This is a genomic window from Acidimicrobiales bacterium (assembly GCA_016716005.1).
Classification (GTDB): Bacteria; Actinomycetota; Acidimicrobiia; order Acidimicrobiales; family JADJXE01; genus JADJXE01.
Genome location: JADJXE010000001.1, coordinates 589,269 through 602,607 on the forward strand (window position 1 = coordinate 589,269; position 13,339 = coordinate 602,607).

General features: G+C 73.3%; 12 protein-coding genes. 9 read left to right on the plus strand and 3 right to left on the minus strand.

Features of this window, described 5'->3' with window-relative positions; genetic code table 11:
• Positions 1-16: 16 nt before the first annotated feature.
• The gene (locus tag IPM45_02890) at positions 17-1,438 is read right to left on the minus strand and encodes an HAD-IB family hydrolase (protein ID MBK9178516.1); all 1,422 of its coding nucleotides are present in this window, start codon (positions 1,436-1,438) and stop codon (positions 17-19) included.
• A gap of 231 nt (positions 1,439-1,669) precedes the next feature.
• Between IPM45_02890 and IPM45_02895 the strand changes: the two genes are divergently transcribed.
• Together IPM45_02895 and IPM45_02900 are read left to right on the plus strand one after the other, a co-directional pair.
• Complete coding sequence (locus IPM45_02895) at positions 1,670-2,632, plus strand: LysR family transcriptional regulator (protein MBK9178517.1); 963 nt, start codon at positions 1,670-1,672, stop codon at positions 2,630-2,632.
• 153 nt (positions 2,633-2,785) lie between these two features.
• Positions 2,786-4,057: a citrate synthase gene (locus IPM45_02900; GenBank protein MBK9178518.1), complete on the plus strand. Its 1,272-nt coding sequence runs from the start codon at positions 2,786-2,788 to the stop codon at positions 4,055-4,057.
• A 26-nt stretch (positions 4,058-4,083) separates the two neighbouring features.
• Here IPM45_02900 and IPM45_02905 read toward each other — a convergent pair whose 3' ends face one another.
• Positions 4,084-5,058 carry an NAD(P)H-quinone oxidoreductase gene (locus IPM45_02905; protein ID MBK9178519.1) on the minus strand — a complete coding sequence of 325 codons (975 nt, stop codon included), beginning with the start codon at positions 5,056-5,058 and terminating at the stop codon, positions 4,084-4,086.
• 100 nt (positions 5,059-5,158) lie between these two features.
• Here IPM45_02905 and icd point away from each other — a divergent pair, with 100 nt between their 5' ends.
• The 4 genes from icd to IPM45_02925 all read left to right on the plus strand — a co-directional run bounded on the left by icd (position 5,159) and on the right by IPM45_02925 (position 9,102).
• Positions 5,159-6,355, plus strand: coding sequence for an NADP-dependent isocitrate dehydrogenase (gene icd / locus IPM45_02910; protein ID MBK9178520.1), 1,197 nt, complete (start codon positions 5,159-5,161; stop codon positions 6,353-6,355).
• A gap of 34 nt (positions 6,356-6,389) precedes the next feature.
• A complete protein-coding gene (locus tag IPM45_02915) occupies positions 6,390-7,208 on the plus strand; it encodes a sulfite exporter TauE/SafE family protein (GenBank protein ID MBK9178521.1) in 819 nt (272 codons plus the stop codon).
• 5 nt (positions 7,209-7,213) lie between these two features.
• Positions 7,214-7,540, plus strand: a complete 327-nt coding sequence (locus tag IPM45_02920; GenBank protein MBK9178522.1) for a DUF1634 domain-containing protein — start codon at positions 7,214-7,216, stop codon at positions 7,538-7,540.
• 95 nt (positions 7,541-7,635) lie between these two features.
• Positions 7,636-9,102, plus strand: coding sequence for an NADP-dependent isocitrate dehydrogenase (locus IPM45_02925; protein ID MBK9178523.1), 1,467 nt, complete (start codon positions 7,636-7,638; stop codon positions 9,100-9,102).
• Between the two features lie 16 nt (positions 9,103-9,118).
• Here the strand turns inward: IPM45_02925 and IPM45_02930 are convergent, their stop codons facing one another.
• Positions 9,119-9,505 carry a hypothetical protein gene (locus IPM45_02930; GenBank protein ID MBK9178524.1) on the minus strand — a complete coding sequence of 129 codons (387 nt, stop codon included), beginning with the start codon at positions 9,503-9,505 and terminating at the stop codon, positions 9,119-9,121.
• A gap of 241 nt (positions 9,506-9,746) precedes the next feature.
• Between IPM45_02930 and IPM45_02935 the strand changes: the two genes are divergently transcribed.
• Genes IPM45_02935 through IPM45_02945 form a run of 3 tightly spaced genes read left to right on the plus strand, consistent with a single transcriptional unit; the run spans position 9,747 to position 13,326 of the window.
• Positions 9,747-11,225: a PPC domain-containing protein gene (locus IPM45_02935; protein ID MBK9178525.1), complete on the plus strand. Its 1,479-nt coding sequence runs from the start codon at positions 9,747-9,749 to the stop codon at positions 11,223-11,225.
• Between the two features lie 35 nt (positions 11,226-11,260).
• The gene (locus tag IPM45_02940; protein ID MBK9178526.1) at positions 11,261-12,373 is read left to right on the plus strand and encodes an acyl-CoA dehydrogenase family protein; all 1,113 of its coding nucleotides are present in this window, start codon (positions 11,261-11,263) and stop codon (positions 12,371-12,373) included.
• A 23-nt stretch (positions 12,374-12,396) separates the two neighbouring features.
• Positions 12,397-13,326, plus strand: coding sequence for a hydrolase (locus tag IPM45_02945; protein ID MBK9178527.1), 930 nt, complete (start codon positions 12,397-12,399; stop codon positions 13,324-13,326).
• Positions 13,327-13,339: the final 13 nt, after the last annotated feature.

The following is a 13,339-nucleotide window of genomic DNA, read 5'->3' on the forward strand; positions in this document are numbered from 1 at the left end:
CCGCCGGAGGGACTGATCAGTCGGTGCCCGGGCGGCGGGTGTCCTCGGCCTCGGGGTCGCCCCGGTAGCCGGGGGGGAACGTGCGCAGGAGCTCCTCGGGCGAGGGGTCACGGCGCACCCTGGCCGCCGCGGGCAGCAGGTCGACGATGGCCGACATGATCCGCTGGGTGTCGGCCTCCGGGTCGTCGTGGGCCAGCTCGACCGCCCGGCCCACCCGGGCCGTCACCAACGGCGGGTTGGCGACGTTCAGCACGTTGGGGAGCCGGGAGCTGCGGGGCCAGACCCGCTCGGTGCCCCACAGCCCCAGCGGGATCACCGGCGCCCCGGTCAGGGCGGCCAGCCGGGCGGCGCCCCACCGACCCTTCAGGACCGGGTCGAAGAAGGCTCGGCCCCGAGGGATGGTGCCCTGCGGCATGAGCGTGACCACCTCGCCGGCCTGCAGCGCGGCGGCCGCCTCGCGGAGCGGCTCGTCCGAACCGCTCGCCCGCTCGACCCGGATGCCCCCGAAGGCCCGGGCCAGGGCGCCGACCAGCGGCGCGTCGAACACCTCCTTCTTCCCCAGGAAGCGTGCCGGCCGCCCGCGCTTGGCCAGCACCAGGCTCATCACGGTGGCGTCGAAGTAGCTGCGGTGGTTGCCGCAGACGATGGCCGGTCCCTCGGACGGGATGTTCTCGACGCCCGAGATGTCGAAGCGGGCGTAGGGCACCAGCTCGGGCCGGGCGAACAGCTGGGCCACCTGCTGCGGCTCGACCCCGAGCAGCTTGGGCACGCCGGGGGGCACGTCGAGGTGGAGCACCGGCCACCGGCGGGCCGCGGCCACCAGCAGCAGGCGGGGGTCGGGGTTCACCACCGTGGGATGGGCCACCGCGCCCAGGAGCGGCACGTCGTAGACGCTGTCGGAGTAGGCCCAGCTGGCGGCCACGTCGACCCCGCGGTCGGCCGCCCACTGGCGCACCGCGGCCAGCTTGCCCATGCCCCACACGAAGGGCCCGGTGATGGTGCCGTCGTAGGTGCCGTCGGCGTCGACGCCGTACCGGGTGGCGATCACGTCGTCGAGGCCGAGGGCCTCGGCGAACGGCGCGATCAGGTCGTAGGGCGTGGTGGTGGCCAGGACGAGCAGGCGCCCTTCCCGGCGATGCTCGTCGAGCAGCGGCGGCGCGAACGGTGCCACCAGACCGAGCAGGGTGTCGGCTGCGGGCCGGGCCGCGGCCTGCACCGCGCTGCGGGCCAGGCCCTTGGCCACACGGGGGCCCTGGCGGGCGAGGAGCATGCTCGGCGCCGTCTCCCCGTACACGTCGTAGATCTTGTAGAGGAGGCCCTGCCCGGGCAGCGAGCGCGTCACCAGCCCGGCGGCCTGCAGCGCCGCCCCCAGCGCCGGCCCGCTCGGGCCCCGCAGCAGGGTGCGATCGAGGTCGAGGAAGACGGCGGTGCGGGCCATCCCGGAAACCTACCGCCGGGCCGGATGCGGCGGGGAAAAGAGAAGGGGCCGGCCTGGGGGGTAGGCCGGCCCCTTCGCACGCGAGCCGAAGACTCGGAGGGGGGATCCGTTCTTCGAGGCTCTGTCGAGGCGGCCAGTTGGGGGACGGCCACCTCGAGGGCTCCCCCAGTATGGCGACGCCATGTTCATCGTTCAAACAGTTATCAGCGATGGATGCCATCATGGAGGGCGATGGATCTCCGCCAGCTCGCCGCCCTCGTCGCCGTGGCCGACTGCGGCACCTTCTCGGCCGCGGCCAAGACCCTCCACACCGTGCAGTCGAACGTCTCCACCCACGTCGCCCACCTCGAGCGGGAGCTCGGGGTCGTCCTGGTCGACCGCACCGGCGGCCGCCTGACCCCGGAGGGCGAGGCCGTCGTGCGCCGGGCCCGCCGCATCCAGCACGAGCTCGACGCCCTGGCCGCCGACGTGGCGTCGGTCGGCACCGAGGTGGCCGGCAGCGCCCGGCTGGGCGTCATCGGCACGACCGCCCGGTGGCTGGTGCCCCCGCTGCTCGGGGCCGTGCGCGCCGCCCATCCCCGGGTGCACCCCGTGGTGCTCGAGGCCTCCACCACGTCCCTCGTCCCCCAGCTGCTCTCGGGCCAGCTCGACCTGGCGGTGGTGAACCTGCCGCTCGACGACCCCGATCTGGCCGTCGAGGCGCTGTTCGACGAGGACCTCCTCGTGGTCGCTCCGCTCGGGCATGCGCTGGCCGAGCGGCCGGAGGTGACCATGGCCGAGCTGGCCGAGCACCCACTGCTCCTCGGGCCGCCCGGCACCGCCTTCCGGGACGACCTCGACGTCGAGGCCGCCCGTGCCGGGGTGCGCCTGCAGGCCCAGGCCGAGATCGACGGCGTGCGCCTCATCGCTTCCCTCGCCTTCAGCGGGTTCGGGGCTGCGGTGCTGCCGGCCACCGCCGTGCCGGTCGTGGTCGACGGGCCATGGCGCCCGGTCGGCCTGGCCGGTGTCCCGTACCGCCACGTGGGCCTCGCCCGCCGGCGCCGCGGGCTCCCGTCCACCCCGGCCCGGGCGGTGCGCGACGTGCTGCGGAAGGTGGTCGCGTCCCGGGCCGGGGACCAGCCCGGCGTGCACCTCGTCGAACCCGTCGACGAGGAGCACCACGGCGGCGAGCACTCGCCCGGCACCCCGCAGTGACGCCACGGGGATGCGCGCTCCCCTCCGTCCACGCGCACGACGACCCGCCCCTCCGACCCCACCCGGAGGCCCGCCGGGGCCCACGGCGAGCGCGGTGGCGGGGCACCGGTAGGCTCACAGCGCTTCGGGGGACGTCGAAGGATCGGAGGCTCGGTGGCAGACACGATCACCATCACCGACAACCGGACGGGCAAGAGCGTCACCGTGCCCATCGAAGAGGGCACCTTCTCGTCGCAGGCGCTGCGAGAGCTCGACCCCGACCTGCGCCTGTACGACCCGGCCTTCCTCTCCACCGCCGCCTGCTCGAGCGCGGTGACGTACCTCGACGGTGACGCCGGCATCCTCCGCTACCGCGGCTACCCGATCGAGCAGCTGGCGGAGCAGTCGACGTTCCTCGAGGTGGCGTACCTGCTGATCCATGGCGAGCTTCCGTCGCCCAGCCAGCACGAGCAGTGGGTCTACGACATCACCCACCACACGTACATCCACGAGAACATGCGGAAGCGCTTCATGGAGGGCTTCCACTACGACGCCCACCCCATGGGGATGCTCGTGTCGGCGGTGGCCGCGCTCAGCACCTTCTACAACGACGCCAAGTCGATCTCCGACCCCGACTCGCGCGACAAGCAGATCCTGCGGCTCATCGCCAAGATGCCGACGCTGGCCGCCTGCGCGCACCGCTTCAGCGTCGGCATGCCCTTCGTCTACCCCGACAACTCGCTCGCCTACGCGGCCAACTTCCTTTCGATGATGTGGAAGACGGCCGAGCCCCGCTACGAGCCGGACCCGGTGCTGGCCCACGCCCTCGACGTGCTCTTCATCCTGCACGCCGACCACGAGCAGAACTGCGGCACCACCGCCCTGCGGACGGCGGCGAGCGCCCAGGCCGACCCCTACTCGGCGGTGGCCGCGGCATGTGCGGCGCTCTACGGCCCGCTGCACGGCGGCGCCAACGAGGCCGTCATCCGGATGCTCACCCAGATCGGCTCGCTCGACAACGTGCCGGCGTTCCTCCAGTCGGTGAAGGAGGGCAAGGGGCGGCTGATGGGCTTCGGCCACCGCGTCTACAAGAGCTACGACCCCCGGGCCGCCATCATCAAGCGCACGGCCGACGAGGTGTTCGACGTGACGGGGCGGAGCCCGCTGCTCGACATCGCCCTGAAGCTCGAGGAGACCGCGCTCTCCGACGACTACTTCCTGTCGCGCAAGCTCTACCCGAACGTCGACTTCTACTCGGGCCTCATCTACCAGGCGATGGGCTTCCCGGTCGAGATGTTCACCGTCCTGTTCGGGATCCCCCGCACCTCGGGCTGGCTGGCGCACTGGGTCGAGCTGCTCGGCGCCAAGGACCAGAAGATCTACCGCCCCCGCCAGAAGTACGTGGGCTCGCCGATCCGCGACTACGTCCCCATCGACCAGCGCTGACCGGGGCCGACCCGGCGCCGCCGACGTCAACCCACGTCGAGCAGGATCTTCCCCACGTTGGCGTTGGCCTCCATCCGCTCGTGCGCGGCCGCGACCTCGTCCAGCGGGAACCGGCTGTCGATCACCGGCCGAAGCCGCCCGGCCGCGAACAGCGGGAGCACCTCCCGGGCGAAGCGCCGGGTCACGGCGATCTTCTCCTCGATCGGCCGGGCCCGCAGCACCGTCCCGGTGATGGTCGCCCGCTTGGGCAGGAGCGTCCCGAGGGAGAAGGTGGCCTGGCCGCCCCCCATCACCCCCACCTGCACGATGCGCCCCTGCACCGCCAGCGCGGCCACGTTGCGCTGCAGCTCGTCGCCGCCGACCACGTCGAGCACGACGTCGACGCCCCCGGGGAACGCGTCGAGCACGGCACCCAGCCAGTCGGCCGGGCTGCGCTCCACGGCCAGGTCGGCCCCGAGCCGGCGGCACGCCTCCAGCTTGCCCGCCGACGCGGTCACCACGACCGTCGCGCCGAGGGCGCTGGCAACCTGGATGGCGGCCGTGCCCACACCCGACGCGCCGGCGTGCACCAGCGCCACCCGCCCCTGCGTCAGCCCGCCCTGCAGCACCAGCGCGTCCCAGGCGGTGATGAACCCCTCGGGCACGGCCGCGGCGTCGGCGAGGCCGAGGGCGGGCGGCACCCGCAGCAGCTGGCGCTCGTGCACCGCGAGCAGCTCGGCATAGGCGCCACCCCCCACGATGCCCATCACCTCGTCGCCCACCGCCGCCTCGCGCGCCCGGTCGCCGAGCGCGACGACGCGGCCCGCGAACTCCAGCCCCGGGATCTCGAACGGCATCGGCGGTCCCGGGTAGAGGCCCATCCGCTGCAGCAGGTCGGCCCGGTTCACCGCGGTGGCGGTCACCGCCACCACGACCTCCTCTGGACCCGGCACCGGATCGGGCACGTCGCGCCGCGTGAGCACCTCCGGTCCTCCGTGCTGCTCCAGGACGACAGCGCGCATGCACGACCTCCACGGTGGACACCGACGAACCGACCAGCAGCGTAGGCGTAGGGTTGGCGGACCACCCCGCCGAGGGGACGCCGACGAGCGAGGTACCCAGATGCCCGGGAAGATCACCATCGATGCGGGCGGCGAGCTGGTCGTGCCCGACGAGCCGATCATCCCGTTCATCGAGGGTGACGGCACGGGCATCGACATCTGGCCCGCCGCCAGGCTCGTGCTCGACGCCGCGGCCGCCAAGCACGGCAAGACCATCGCCTGGATGGAGGTCCTGGCCGGCCAGAAGGCGTTCGACCGGACCGGCTCGTGGCTGCCCGACGAGACCGTCGGGACCTTCCGCGAGTACCTCATCGGGATCAAGGGACCGCTCACCACGCCCATCGGTGGCGGGATCCGCTCCCTCAACGTGGCCCTCCGCCAGATCCTCGACCTGTACGTCTGCCTGCGCCCGGTGCGGTGGTTCCCCGGGGTCCCCTCACCGGTGAGGCACCCCGAGCTGGTGGACATGGTGATCTTCCGGGAGAACACCGAGGACGTGTACGCGGGCTTCGAGGTCGAGGCCTACTCCCCCGAGGCCGCCAAGCTGCTCGACTTCTGCAAGCGGGAGTACGGCTGGGACATCCGCCCCGACTCGGGCATCGGCCTCAAGCCCATCTCGGAGTTCGCCTCCAAGCGCCTGGTCCGGGCGGCCATCGCCTACGCGCTCCGCAAGGGCCGCCGCAGCGTCACGCTCGTCCACAAGGGCAACATCATGAAGTTCACCTCCGGCGCCTTCCGGAAGTGGGGCTACGAGCTCGTCCGCGAGGAGTTCGCCGACGTGGCCGTGGGCTGGGACGACTGCGGGGGCGACCCGGGCGACAAGCTCCTGGTGAAGGACTCGATCGCCGACATCACCCTGCAGCAGGTGCTCACCCGGCCCTCGGAGTTCGACGTGATCGCAACACCGAACCTCAACGGCGACTACCTGTCCGACGCCCTGGCCGCCCAGGTGGGCGGCATCGGCATCGCCCCCGGCGCCAACATCAACTACGTCACCGGTCACGGGATCTTCGAGGCCACGCACGGCACGGCCCCCAAGTACGCCGGTCAGGACAAGGTGAACCCGGGCTCGGTCATCCTGTCGGGCGTGCTCATGTTCGAGCACCTGGGCTGGCAGGGCGCGGCCGACGACATCGTGAAGGCCCTCGAGGCCACCATCGCGGACAGGATCGTCACCTACGACTTCGCCCGCCTCATGGACGGCGCCACCGAGGTGCGCTGCTCGGAGTTCGCCGCCGCCATCGTCGAGCGGCTCTGACCGCCGGCCGGTCGCACCGGGCCCCCGTCGGAAGGTGAACCTGGTCGCCCTCGCCGGGCTGGCCGCCCTGACGGGCGGGGTCGGGGCCCTGGGCGGGCTGGGCGGAGCCGTGCTCCTGGTGCCGCTGCTCGTGCTGTCGGGCACGCCGGTGTCGGAGGCGGCGCCGCTGGGCATGCTCTCGGTGGCGGCCGGAGCGTTGGCTGCCGGCGCGCCCCAGCTGCGCGAGGGCACCGTCCACCACCGCCTCGGGGTCACGGTGGAGGTGGCCGCCAGCGCGGGCACCTTCGCCGGCGCGCTCGCGTCCGGGGCGATCTCCTCGACGGTGCTGGCCCGCCTGCTCGCGGTGGTGGCGCTGGGCTCGGCCCTCAGCGGCTTCCTCCGCAAGGGGATCCGCAACCTCCCCGACGACACCTTCGCGGGCGAGCTGCCGGGCGAGTGGCCGGGCAGCCTGGGCGGCACGTACCGCCTCGGCGACGACACCGTCCCGTACCAGGCCCGCCGGCTCGCGCTGGGGCTCCCCGCCATGGTCGGGGCCGGGATCGTGTCCGGGCTGTCGGGAGTGGGCGGCGGCTTCCTGAAGACGCCGGTGATGTCGGAGATCATGCGGGTGCCCGTGAAGGTCGCGGCGGCCACCACCACCTTCACCGTCGGGGTGACCGCCGCGGCCGGGCTCATCGTCTACACGACCCAGGGACGCATCGACACCGAGTCGGGCGCGGCCGTGGTGCTGGGCGGGCTCCTCGGCGGCACGATCGGCGCCCGTCTCCAGGGGGTCCTGCGACCCACGGCGGTGCGCAAGGTCCTGAGCGCGGTCCTGGTCGTGGTGGCCGGGATCCTCCTGGTTCGGGGTTGAGCGGGATGCCGGCCGACGCCGCACCCGGCGGTCCGGCTCGCGGACACGTCCCGCACCCGTGGTGGCCGCACCGCCAGGCCGCGCTGGCCGGGGCCGGGCGCGTCGCCGTGGTGGCGGTGTCGGTCGCGGCCGCCCTCGCCACGCTGCTCCCCGACGAGGCCGGATCGGCCGCCGGCGCGCTGATGGTGGGCCTGCTCGTGGCCGCGCCCCTGGTCCGGGTGGCCTGGCTGGGGATCCGGTGGGCCCGCAAGGGCGACTGGCGCTTCGCGTTGGTGGCCGCCGGGCTCCTGGCCGTGGTCGCGACCGGCACGGTGGTGGCGCTGGTGCGCTGAGCCCCCGGGCGGCGAACAGCGTTCGTTGAAATACGAACTTTGCTTCGTATACAATTCCCAGACAAGCTCGGCTCACCGACTGGGGAGTGCATCGCATGGCCAACGTCCACGTCACCGCATCGGGCCGCAAGCTCGTCACCGTCATCCCCGGCGACGGCATCGGGCCCGAGTGCGTCGACGCCGCGGTCCGCGTCGTCGAGGCGACCGGCGCGCCGATCGAGTGGGAGGAGCGCCACGCCGGCGAGCGGGTGTTCCGCGAGGGCATCCCGTCAGGCGTGCCCCAGGAGACGATCGAGTCCATCTCCCGGACCAGGGTGGCGCTGAAGGGCCCCCTCGGCACCCCGGTGGGGTACGGCGAGAAGAGCGCCAACGTGACGCTGCGCAAGCTCTTCGAGACCTACGGGAACCTGCGCCCGGTCCGCGAGCTCCCCGGCGTGCGGACCCGCTACTCCGGCTCGGGCATCGACCTCATCGTGGTCCGCGAGAACGTCGAGGACCTCTACGCCGGCATCGAGCACATGCAGACCCCGGGCGTCGCCCAGTGCCTCAAGCTCATCTCCCGCAAGGGCTGCGAGAAGATCGTGCGGCTGGCCTTCGAGGTCGCCCGGGCCGAAGGCCGCCAGAGCGTGGCCTGCGCCACCAAGAGCAACATCATGAAGCTCACCGAGGGCGAGATGAAGCGCACCTTCGAACGCATCGCCCCCGAGTACCCCGACATCGAGAGCTGGCACGTCATCGTCGACAACTGCGCCCACCAGCTGGTGAAGAAGCCCGAGCAGTTCGACGTGATCGTCACGACCAACATGAACGGCGACATCCTCAGCGACCTCACCTCGGCGCTGGTGGGAGGCCTCGGCTTCGCGCCGTCCGCCAACATCGGCAACGAGGTCGCCATCTTCGAGGCGGTGCACGGGTCCGCCCCCAAGTACGCGGGCCGCAACGTGATCAACCCGACGGCCGTGATCCTCTCCTCGGTGATGATGCTCCGCCACCTCGGCGAGTTCGAGGCCGCGGCCGACATCGAGCACGCGGTGCTCGTGACCCTCGAGGACGGCACGCTCACGGGCGACGTCGTCGGCTACGGCAACGGCGCGTCCACGACGGACTACACCGACGCGATCATCCAGAACCTCGGGCGGCGCTCGGCGGCCTGGGCGGTGCGGGACTACAAGGAGGTCGTGCTGCCGCAGGTGTCGCCCGACCCCGTCATGGTCGTGCCCGCCGAGCGGCGGGTGGTGGGCGCCGACGTGTTCGTGGAGACGCCCCTGTTCCCCGACGAGCTCGGCCCCAGCCTCGAGCGGCTGGCCGCGCCCACCAGGCTCCGGCTCAAGATGGTCTCGAGCCGGGGCACCAAGGTGTACCCCCCCACCGGTGCCATCACCGACGTCGTCGACCAGTACCGGTGCCGCTTCCTGGCCCGCGACGAGGCCGCCGACCTCAGCGGGGCCGACATCCTCGCCCTGGTGGCCGCGGTCGGGGCCGAGCACACCTGGATGCACGTCGAGAAGCTCCAGGAGTTCGACGGCGAGCCCGGCTTCACGAAGGCGCAGGGCGAGGACTGACCGGACGAGCGGAGCGTCAGGCCGCTCCGAGTGCGGCCAGGCGCGCCTCCAGCGCGGCCCGGAAGGCCTCCACCTCGCCCCCGAGGGCGTCGAGGTCGTCCGGGCCGAGCACCTCGACCAACCCGAGGCCGGTGTGGGCCACCACCGCCGGCGTGCGAGCCCCCGTGAACGCCTCGACCTCGGGGCTGCGCTCGTTGCGGTGGACGAGCTCGATGGGAACCGGGAGGGACGACGCGCACGACCGCCACGCCGGCTTGGCCCGGAGCACCCCGTGGGTGACGTCGCACAGGGCGCAGTGCGCCGTGCCCCGGAGCCTGCCCACCACGTAGGCGAGCTCCCCCGAGAGCCCGCCGTCGGCGTGGTACACGCCGGTCAACCGCTCGATCTCCACGGTCGTGGACAACCCGGTCGCGTCGCCTCCTCTTCCCGGGGTGAGGCGTGGTAGGCAAGCAGGCACCATGAGTGACGCACCGGGGCAGCCGCCCCGACCGCCGGGCCCGCCGCCGCAAGGGCCGCCGCCACACCTCCCCCTCCCGCCGACCCCACCCGTCGGCGCGCCGCCGGGCCCGCCGCCGGGGCCGGCGCCCACCCCGGTCCAGGCACCGGGCACCCATCGCTCCCCCGTCCCGTGGATCGTGGCAGGGGTGGCGCTGCTGCTCGTCGTGGTCGTGGCCGCGGTGGTCGTGGCGCGCCGCGACGGCGGCAACGACCGGCCGGTCACCCGAGAACCCGACGGCGAGCAGTTCTCCTTCGACGAGAACATCGACGGGCGGATCGGCGCGCCCGGCGAGGGCGACCGGTTCGGCGTGCAGCTCGACGCCGGCGATCGGATCGTCGCCTCGGTCAGACCGGGCCCGGGCCTCGACCCCGAGCTGCTCGCCACCGATCCCGGCGGCGACCTCGTCGGCCGCGACGACGACGGCGGCGGCGGCGTCACACCGCTGCTCGTGATCGAGGCCGACCGCTCGGGGCGCTACGGCCTCGAGGTCCGGGGCGTGGGTGACAGCACCGGCGCCTACGCCCTCCAGGTCGAGCTCCTCGGCGAGGACGAGCAGCCGCCCGTCGCCGGCCCCACCCAGGTGGCCGTGGGCGACACCGTCGACGGCGAGGTGGTGGTGGGCACCAAGCCGGCCGTGTACGGGCTCGACCTGGTCCAGGACGAGCTGGCCGTGCTCGTCGTGCGGGCCGCCGACCCGGACGTCGATCTCGAGCTGACGGTGCGCGACGAGGCCGGCGACGAGGTGGGCTACGCCGACTACGGCGCGGACGCCTTCGATCCCGAGGCCGGCCCGGACGACCCGGCCCTCCTGGTCGTGGCCCCGGCCGACGGCCGCTACCTGGTCGAGGTGGGCGCCTACGACGCCGACCAGACCGGTGCCTTCACGCTGACCGTGCAGCCGGGGCCGGAGGGCGTCGAGCCGGGCGGCCAGAGCACCGACGTACAGGTCGGCGACCGGGTCGAGAGCTGGCTGCTGGGCGACGAGACCGTCGACGAGTTCCGGTTCACGGCCCGTCGGGGCGACGCCGTCGCGATCCTGGCCGTCGCCGGGAGCGGCCCCGACCCCACGATCACCCTGCTCGGCCCGGACGGCGAGGTCGTGGCCGAGGACGACGACGGCGCCGGGGACATCGACCCGGATGCGGGGACCTTCGACGCAGGCCTGCTCACCGTCCTCCCGGCCGACGGCGAGTACACCGTCGAGGTGGGCAACCTGAGCGGCAGCGGGCCCTACGTGTTCCGCATCGACGAGGTCGACCCGGCCGAGATCGACGGCCCGGGCGGGCCGGTGCAGCCCGGTTCGGTGGTGGAGGGCGGCCTGCAGCGCTCCGGGGGGACCGACACCTACACCCTGGCCGGCACCGCCGGGCAGCTCGTGACCCTGGTGGTGGAACCGGCCCCACCCGCCGATCCGGGCGACGCGTCGGGCGCGCTCGACCCCACGGTGGCGGTGCTCGACCCCGACGGCGCGCTGCTGGCGTCCAACGACGACGCCGACCCGTCTCTCGGCCTGGCCACGTCGACCGCGGCGGCCGTCACCGTCACGCTGCCCGTCACGGGCACCTACACCGTCGAGGTCGGCGCGTACGACGGCACCGGCCCCTACCGCCTCACCGTGCGGTAGGCCCCTCGTCCGCCGCCCTCCTAGCATCCCCTCCCATGGACTTCGACTGGTCGGACGAGCTGGCGGCCCTCCAGGCGGAGGCGGAGGCGGTGGCACGTGCCGCGGTCGAGGACCGCGAGGTCCGCGAGGACTCGTGGATCAACGGCTTCGACCGGGGCTTCTCCCGCGAGCTCGGCCGCCGCGGCTGGCTCGGGATGACCCTCCCCGTGTCGGTCGGCGGCCACGGCCGCACGCCGATCGAGCGGTTCGTGGTCACCGAGGCCCTGATCGGCGCCGGGGCCCCGATCGCCGCCTCTTACTTCGCCGACCGCCAGATGGGCCCCACCCTCGCCGCGTTCGGCTCGGAGGCGCAGCAGGCCGAGTTCCTCCCCGCGATCATCGCCGGCGAGACCACCTGGTGCATCGGGATGAGCGAACCGGACTCCGGCTCCGATCTGGCGAGCCTGCGCGCCCGAGCCGTGCGCCACGGCGACGTGTACGTGGTCGACGGCCAGAAGATCTGGACCAGCTTCGGCGAGGTCGCCGACTACTGCTACCTGATCTGCCGCACCAGCGACGAGGGACCGCCCCACGCGGGGATCAGCGAGCTGATCGTCCCCCTCGACACGCCGGGCATCACGATCCGGCCGATCCAGGACATGACCACGAACCGCCACTTCTGCGAGGTCTGGTACGACCGGGTGGAGGTGCCCGCCTCCAACCTGGTGGGCGAGGAGGGCGGCAGCTGGAGGCAGACGATGCGCCAGCTCGAGCACGAGCGGGGCGGCATCGACCGGCTGCTCTCGAACCGGGCGCTGTACCTCGACGCGCTGGACCGGGCCGACACCGCCGACCCGCTGGTCCGCCACGAGATCGCGGCCCTGGAGACCGGCTACCGGCTCGGCCGGATGCTGGTGCTGCGCGAGGTGCTGGGCCAGGCCCCGAAGGGCTTCTCGGCGGCCACCAAGGCCTTCTGCACCGAGCACGAGCAGCGGGTGGCCCAGTTCGTGGCACGGGTCGGCGGCCCCGGCTCACTGCTCTGGGGCCGCACCGCCCGGGCGGTCTGCTACGCCCCTGGCTACACGATCATGGGCGGCACCTCGGACATCCTCCGCAACATCATCGGCGAGCGCATCCTCGGGCTGCCCCGCGAGCCCGCCTTGCGCTGACCACCGGCCCGGGGAGCCTCGCCGTGCAGTTGCTCACGTGCTACGACCCTCCCCCGTCCCCGGCCCGCACGCGCCCACCCGAGCGAGGGCTCATCCGCGTGGCCCTGGTCCAGCAGCGCTGGCACCCCGAGCCCCAGGTGCAACGCGGCGCCCTGGCCGAGGGCGTGCGCACCGCTGCCGCCGAGGGTGCCCGCCTGGTGTGCCTGCAGGAGCTCACCCTCACCTCGTACTTCGCGGTCCGCGACGACGAGACCGAGCAGGCCGCAGCCGCCAACGCCGAACCCCTGCCCGGTGGGCCCACGCACGTCTTCGCGGCCGAGCTGGCGGCCGAGACCGGGGCCCTCGTGCACGCCTCGCTGTGCGAGCGGGCCGCCGACGGCGGGCTCGGCTACAACACCGCCATCGTCGTGGCGCCCGACGGCGAGCTGGTGATCCGCACGAGGAAGATCCATCTCCCGGTCACCGCCGGGTACCACGAGGACCGCTACTTCCGCCCGGGCCCGGCCGAGTACCCGGTGCTCACGGTGGACGCAGCCCGCGCCGGCTTCCCGACCTGCTGGGACCAGTGGTTCCCCGAGCTGGCCCGCGCCTACGCGCTCGCCGGGGCCGACCTGATCGTGTACCCGACGGCCATCGGCTCGGAGCCCGATCACCCCGACTTCGACACCCAGCCGCTGTGGCAGCACGTGATCACCGGGAACGGCATCGCCAACGGCACCTTCATGGTGGTCCCCAACCGGATCGGCACCGAGGAGCGGATCACGTTCTACGGGTCGTCGTTCATCTCCGACCCGTACGGCCGGATCCTGCTCCAGGCACCTCGCGACGAGCCAGCGGTGCTCGTCGCCGACCTCGACCTCGACGCACGGCGCGACTGGCTCGAGCTCTTCCCCCTCCTCCGCACCCGCCGACCCGACGCCTACGGCTCGCTGGTCGCCCGGGCCGACGGCTGAACCGCCGGCCGAG

What these genes read in the sequence shown, in the direction of transcription:
- IPM45_02895 (MBK9178517.1), top strand. Translation starts at nt 1,670, where the DNA reads ATGGATCTCCGCCAGCTCGCCGCCCTCGTCGCCGTGGCCGACTGCGGC.
- IPM45_02920 (MBK9178522.1), top strand. Translation starts at nt 7,214, where the DNA reads ATGCCGGCCGACGCCGCACCCGGCGGTCCGGCTCGCGGACACGTCCCG.
- IPM45_02940 (MBK9178526.1), top strand. Translation starts at nt 11,261, where the DNA reads ATGGACTTCGACTGGTCGGACGAGCTGGCGGCCCTCCAGGCGGAGGCG.
- IPM45_02905 (MBK9178519.1), bottom strand. Translation starts at nt 5,058, where the DNA reads ATGCGCGCTGTCGTCCTGGAGCAGCACGGAGGACCGGAGGTGCTCACG.
- IPM45_02925 (MBK9178523.1), top strand. Translation starts at nt 7,636, where the DNA reads ATGGCCAACGTCCACGTCACCGCATCGGGCCGCAAGCTCGTCACCGTC.
- IPM45_02890 (MBK9178516.1), bottom strand. Translation starts at nt 1,438, where the DNA reads ATGGCCCGCACCGCCGTCTTCCTCGACCTCGATCGCACCCTGCTGCGG.
- icd (MBK9178520.1), top strand. Translation starts at nt 5,159, where the DNA reads ATGCCCGGGAAGATCACCATCGATGCGGGCGGCGAGCTGGTCGTGCCC.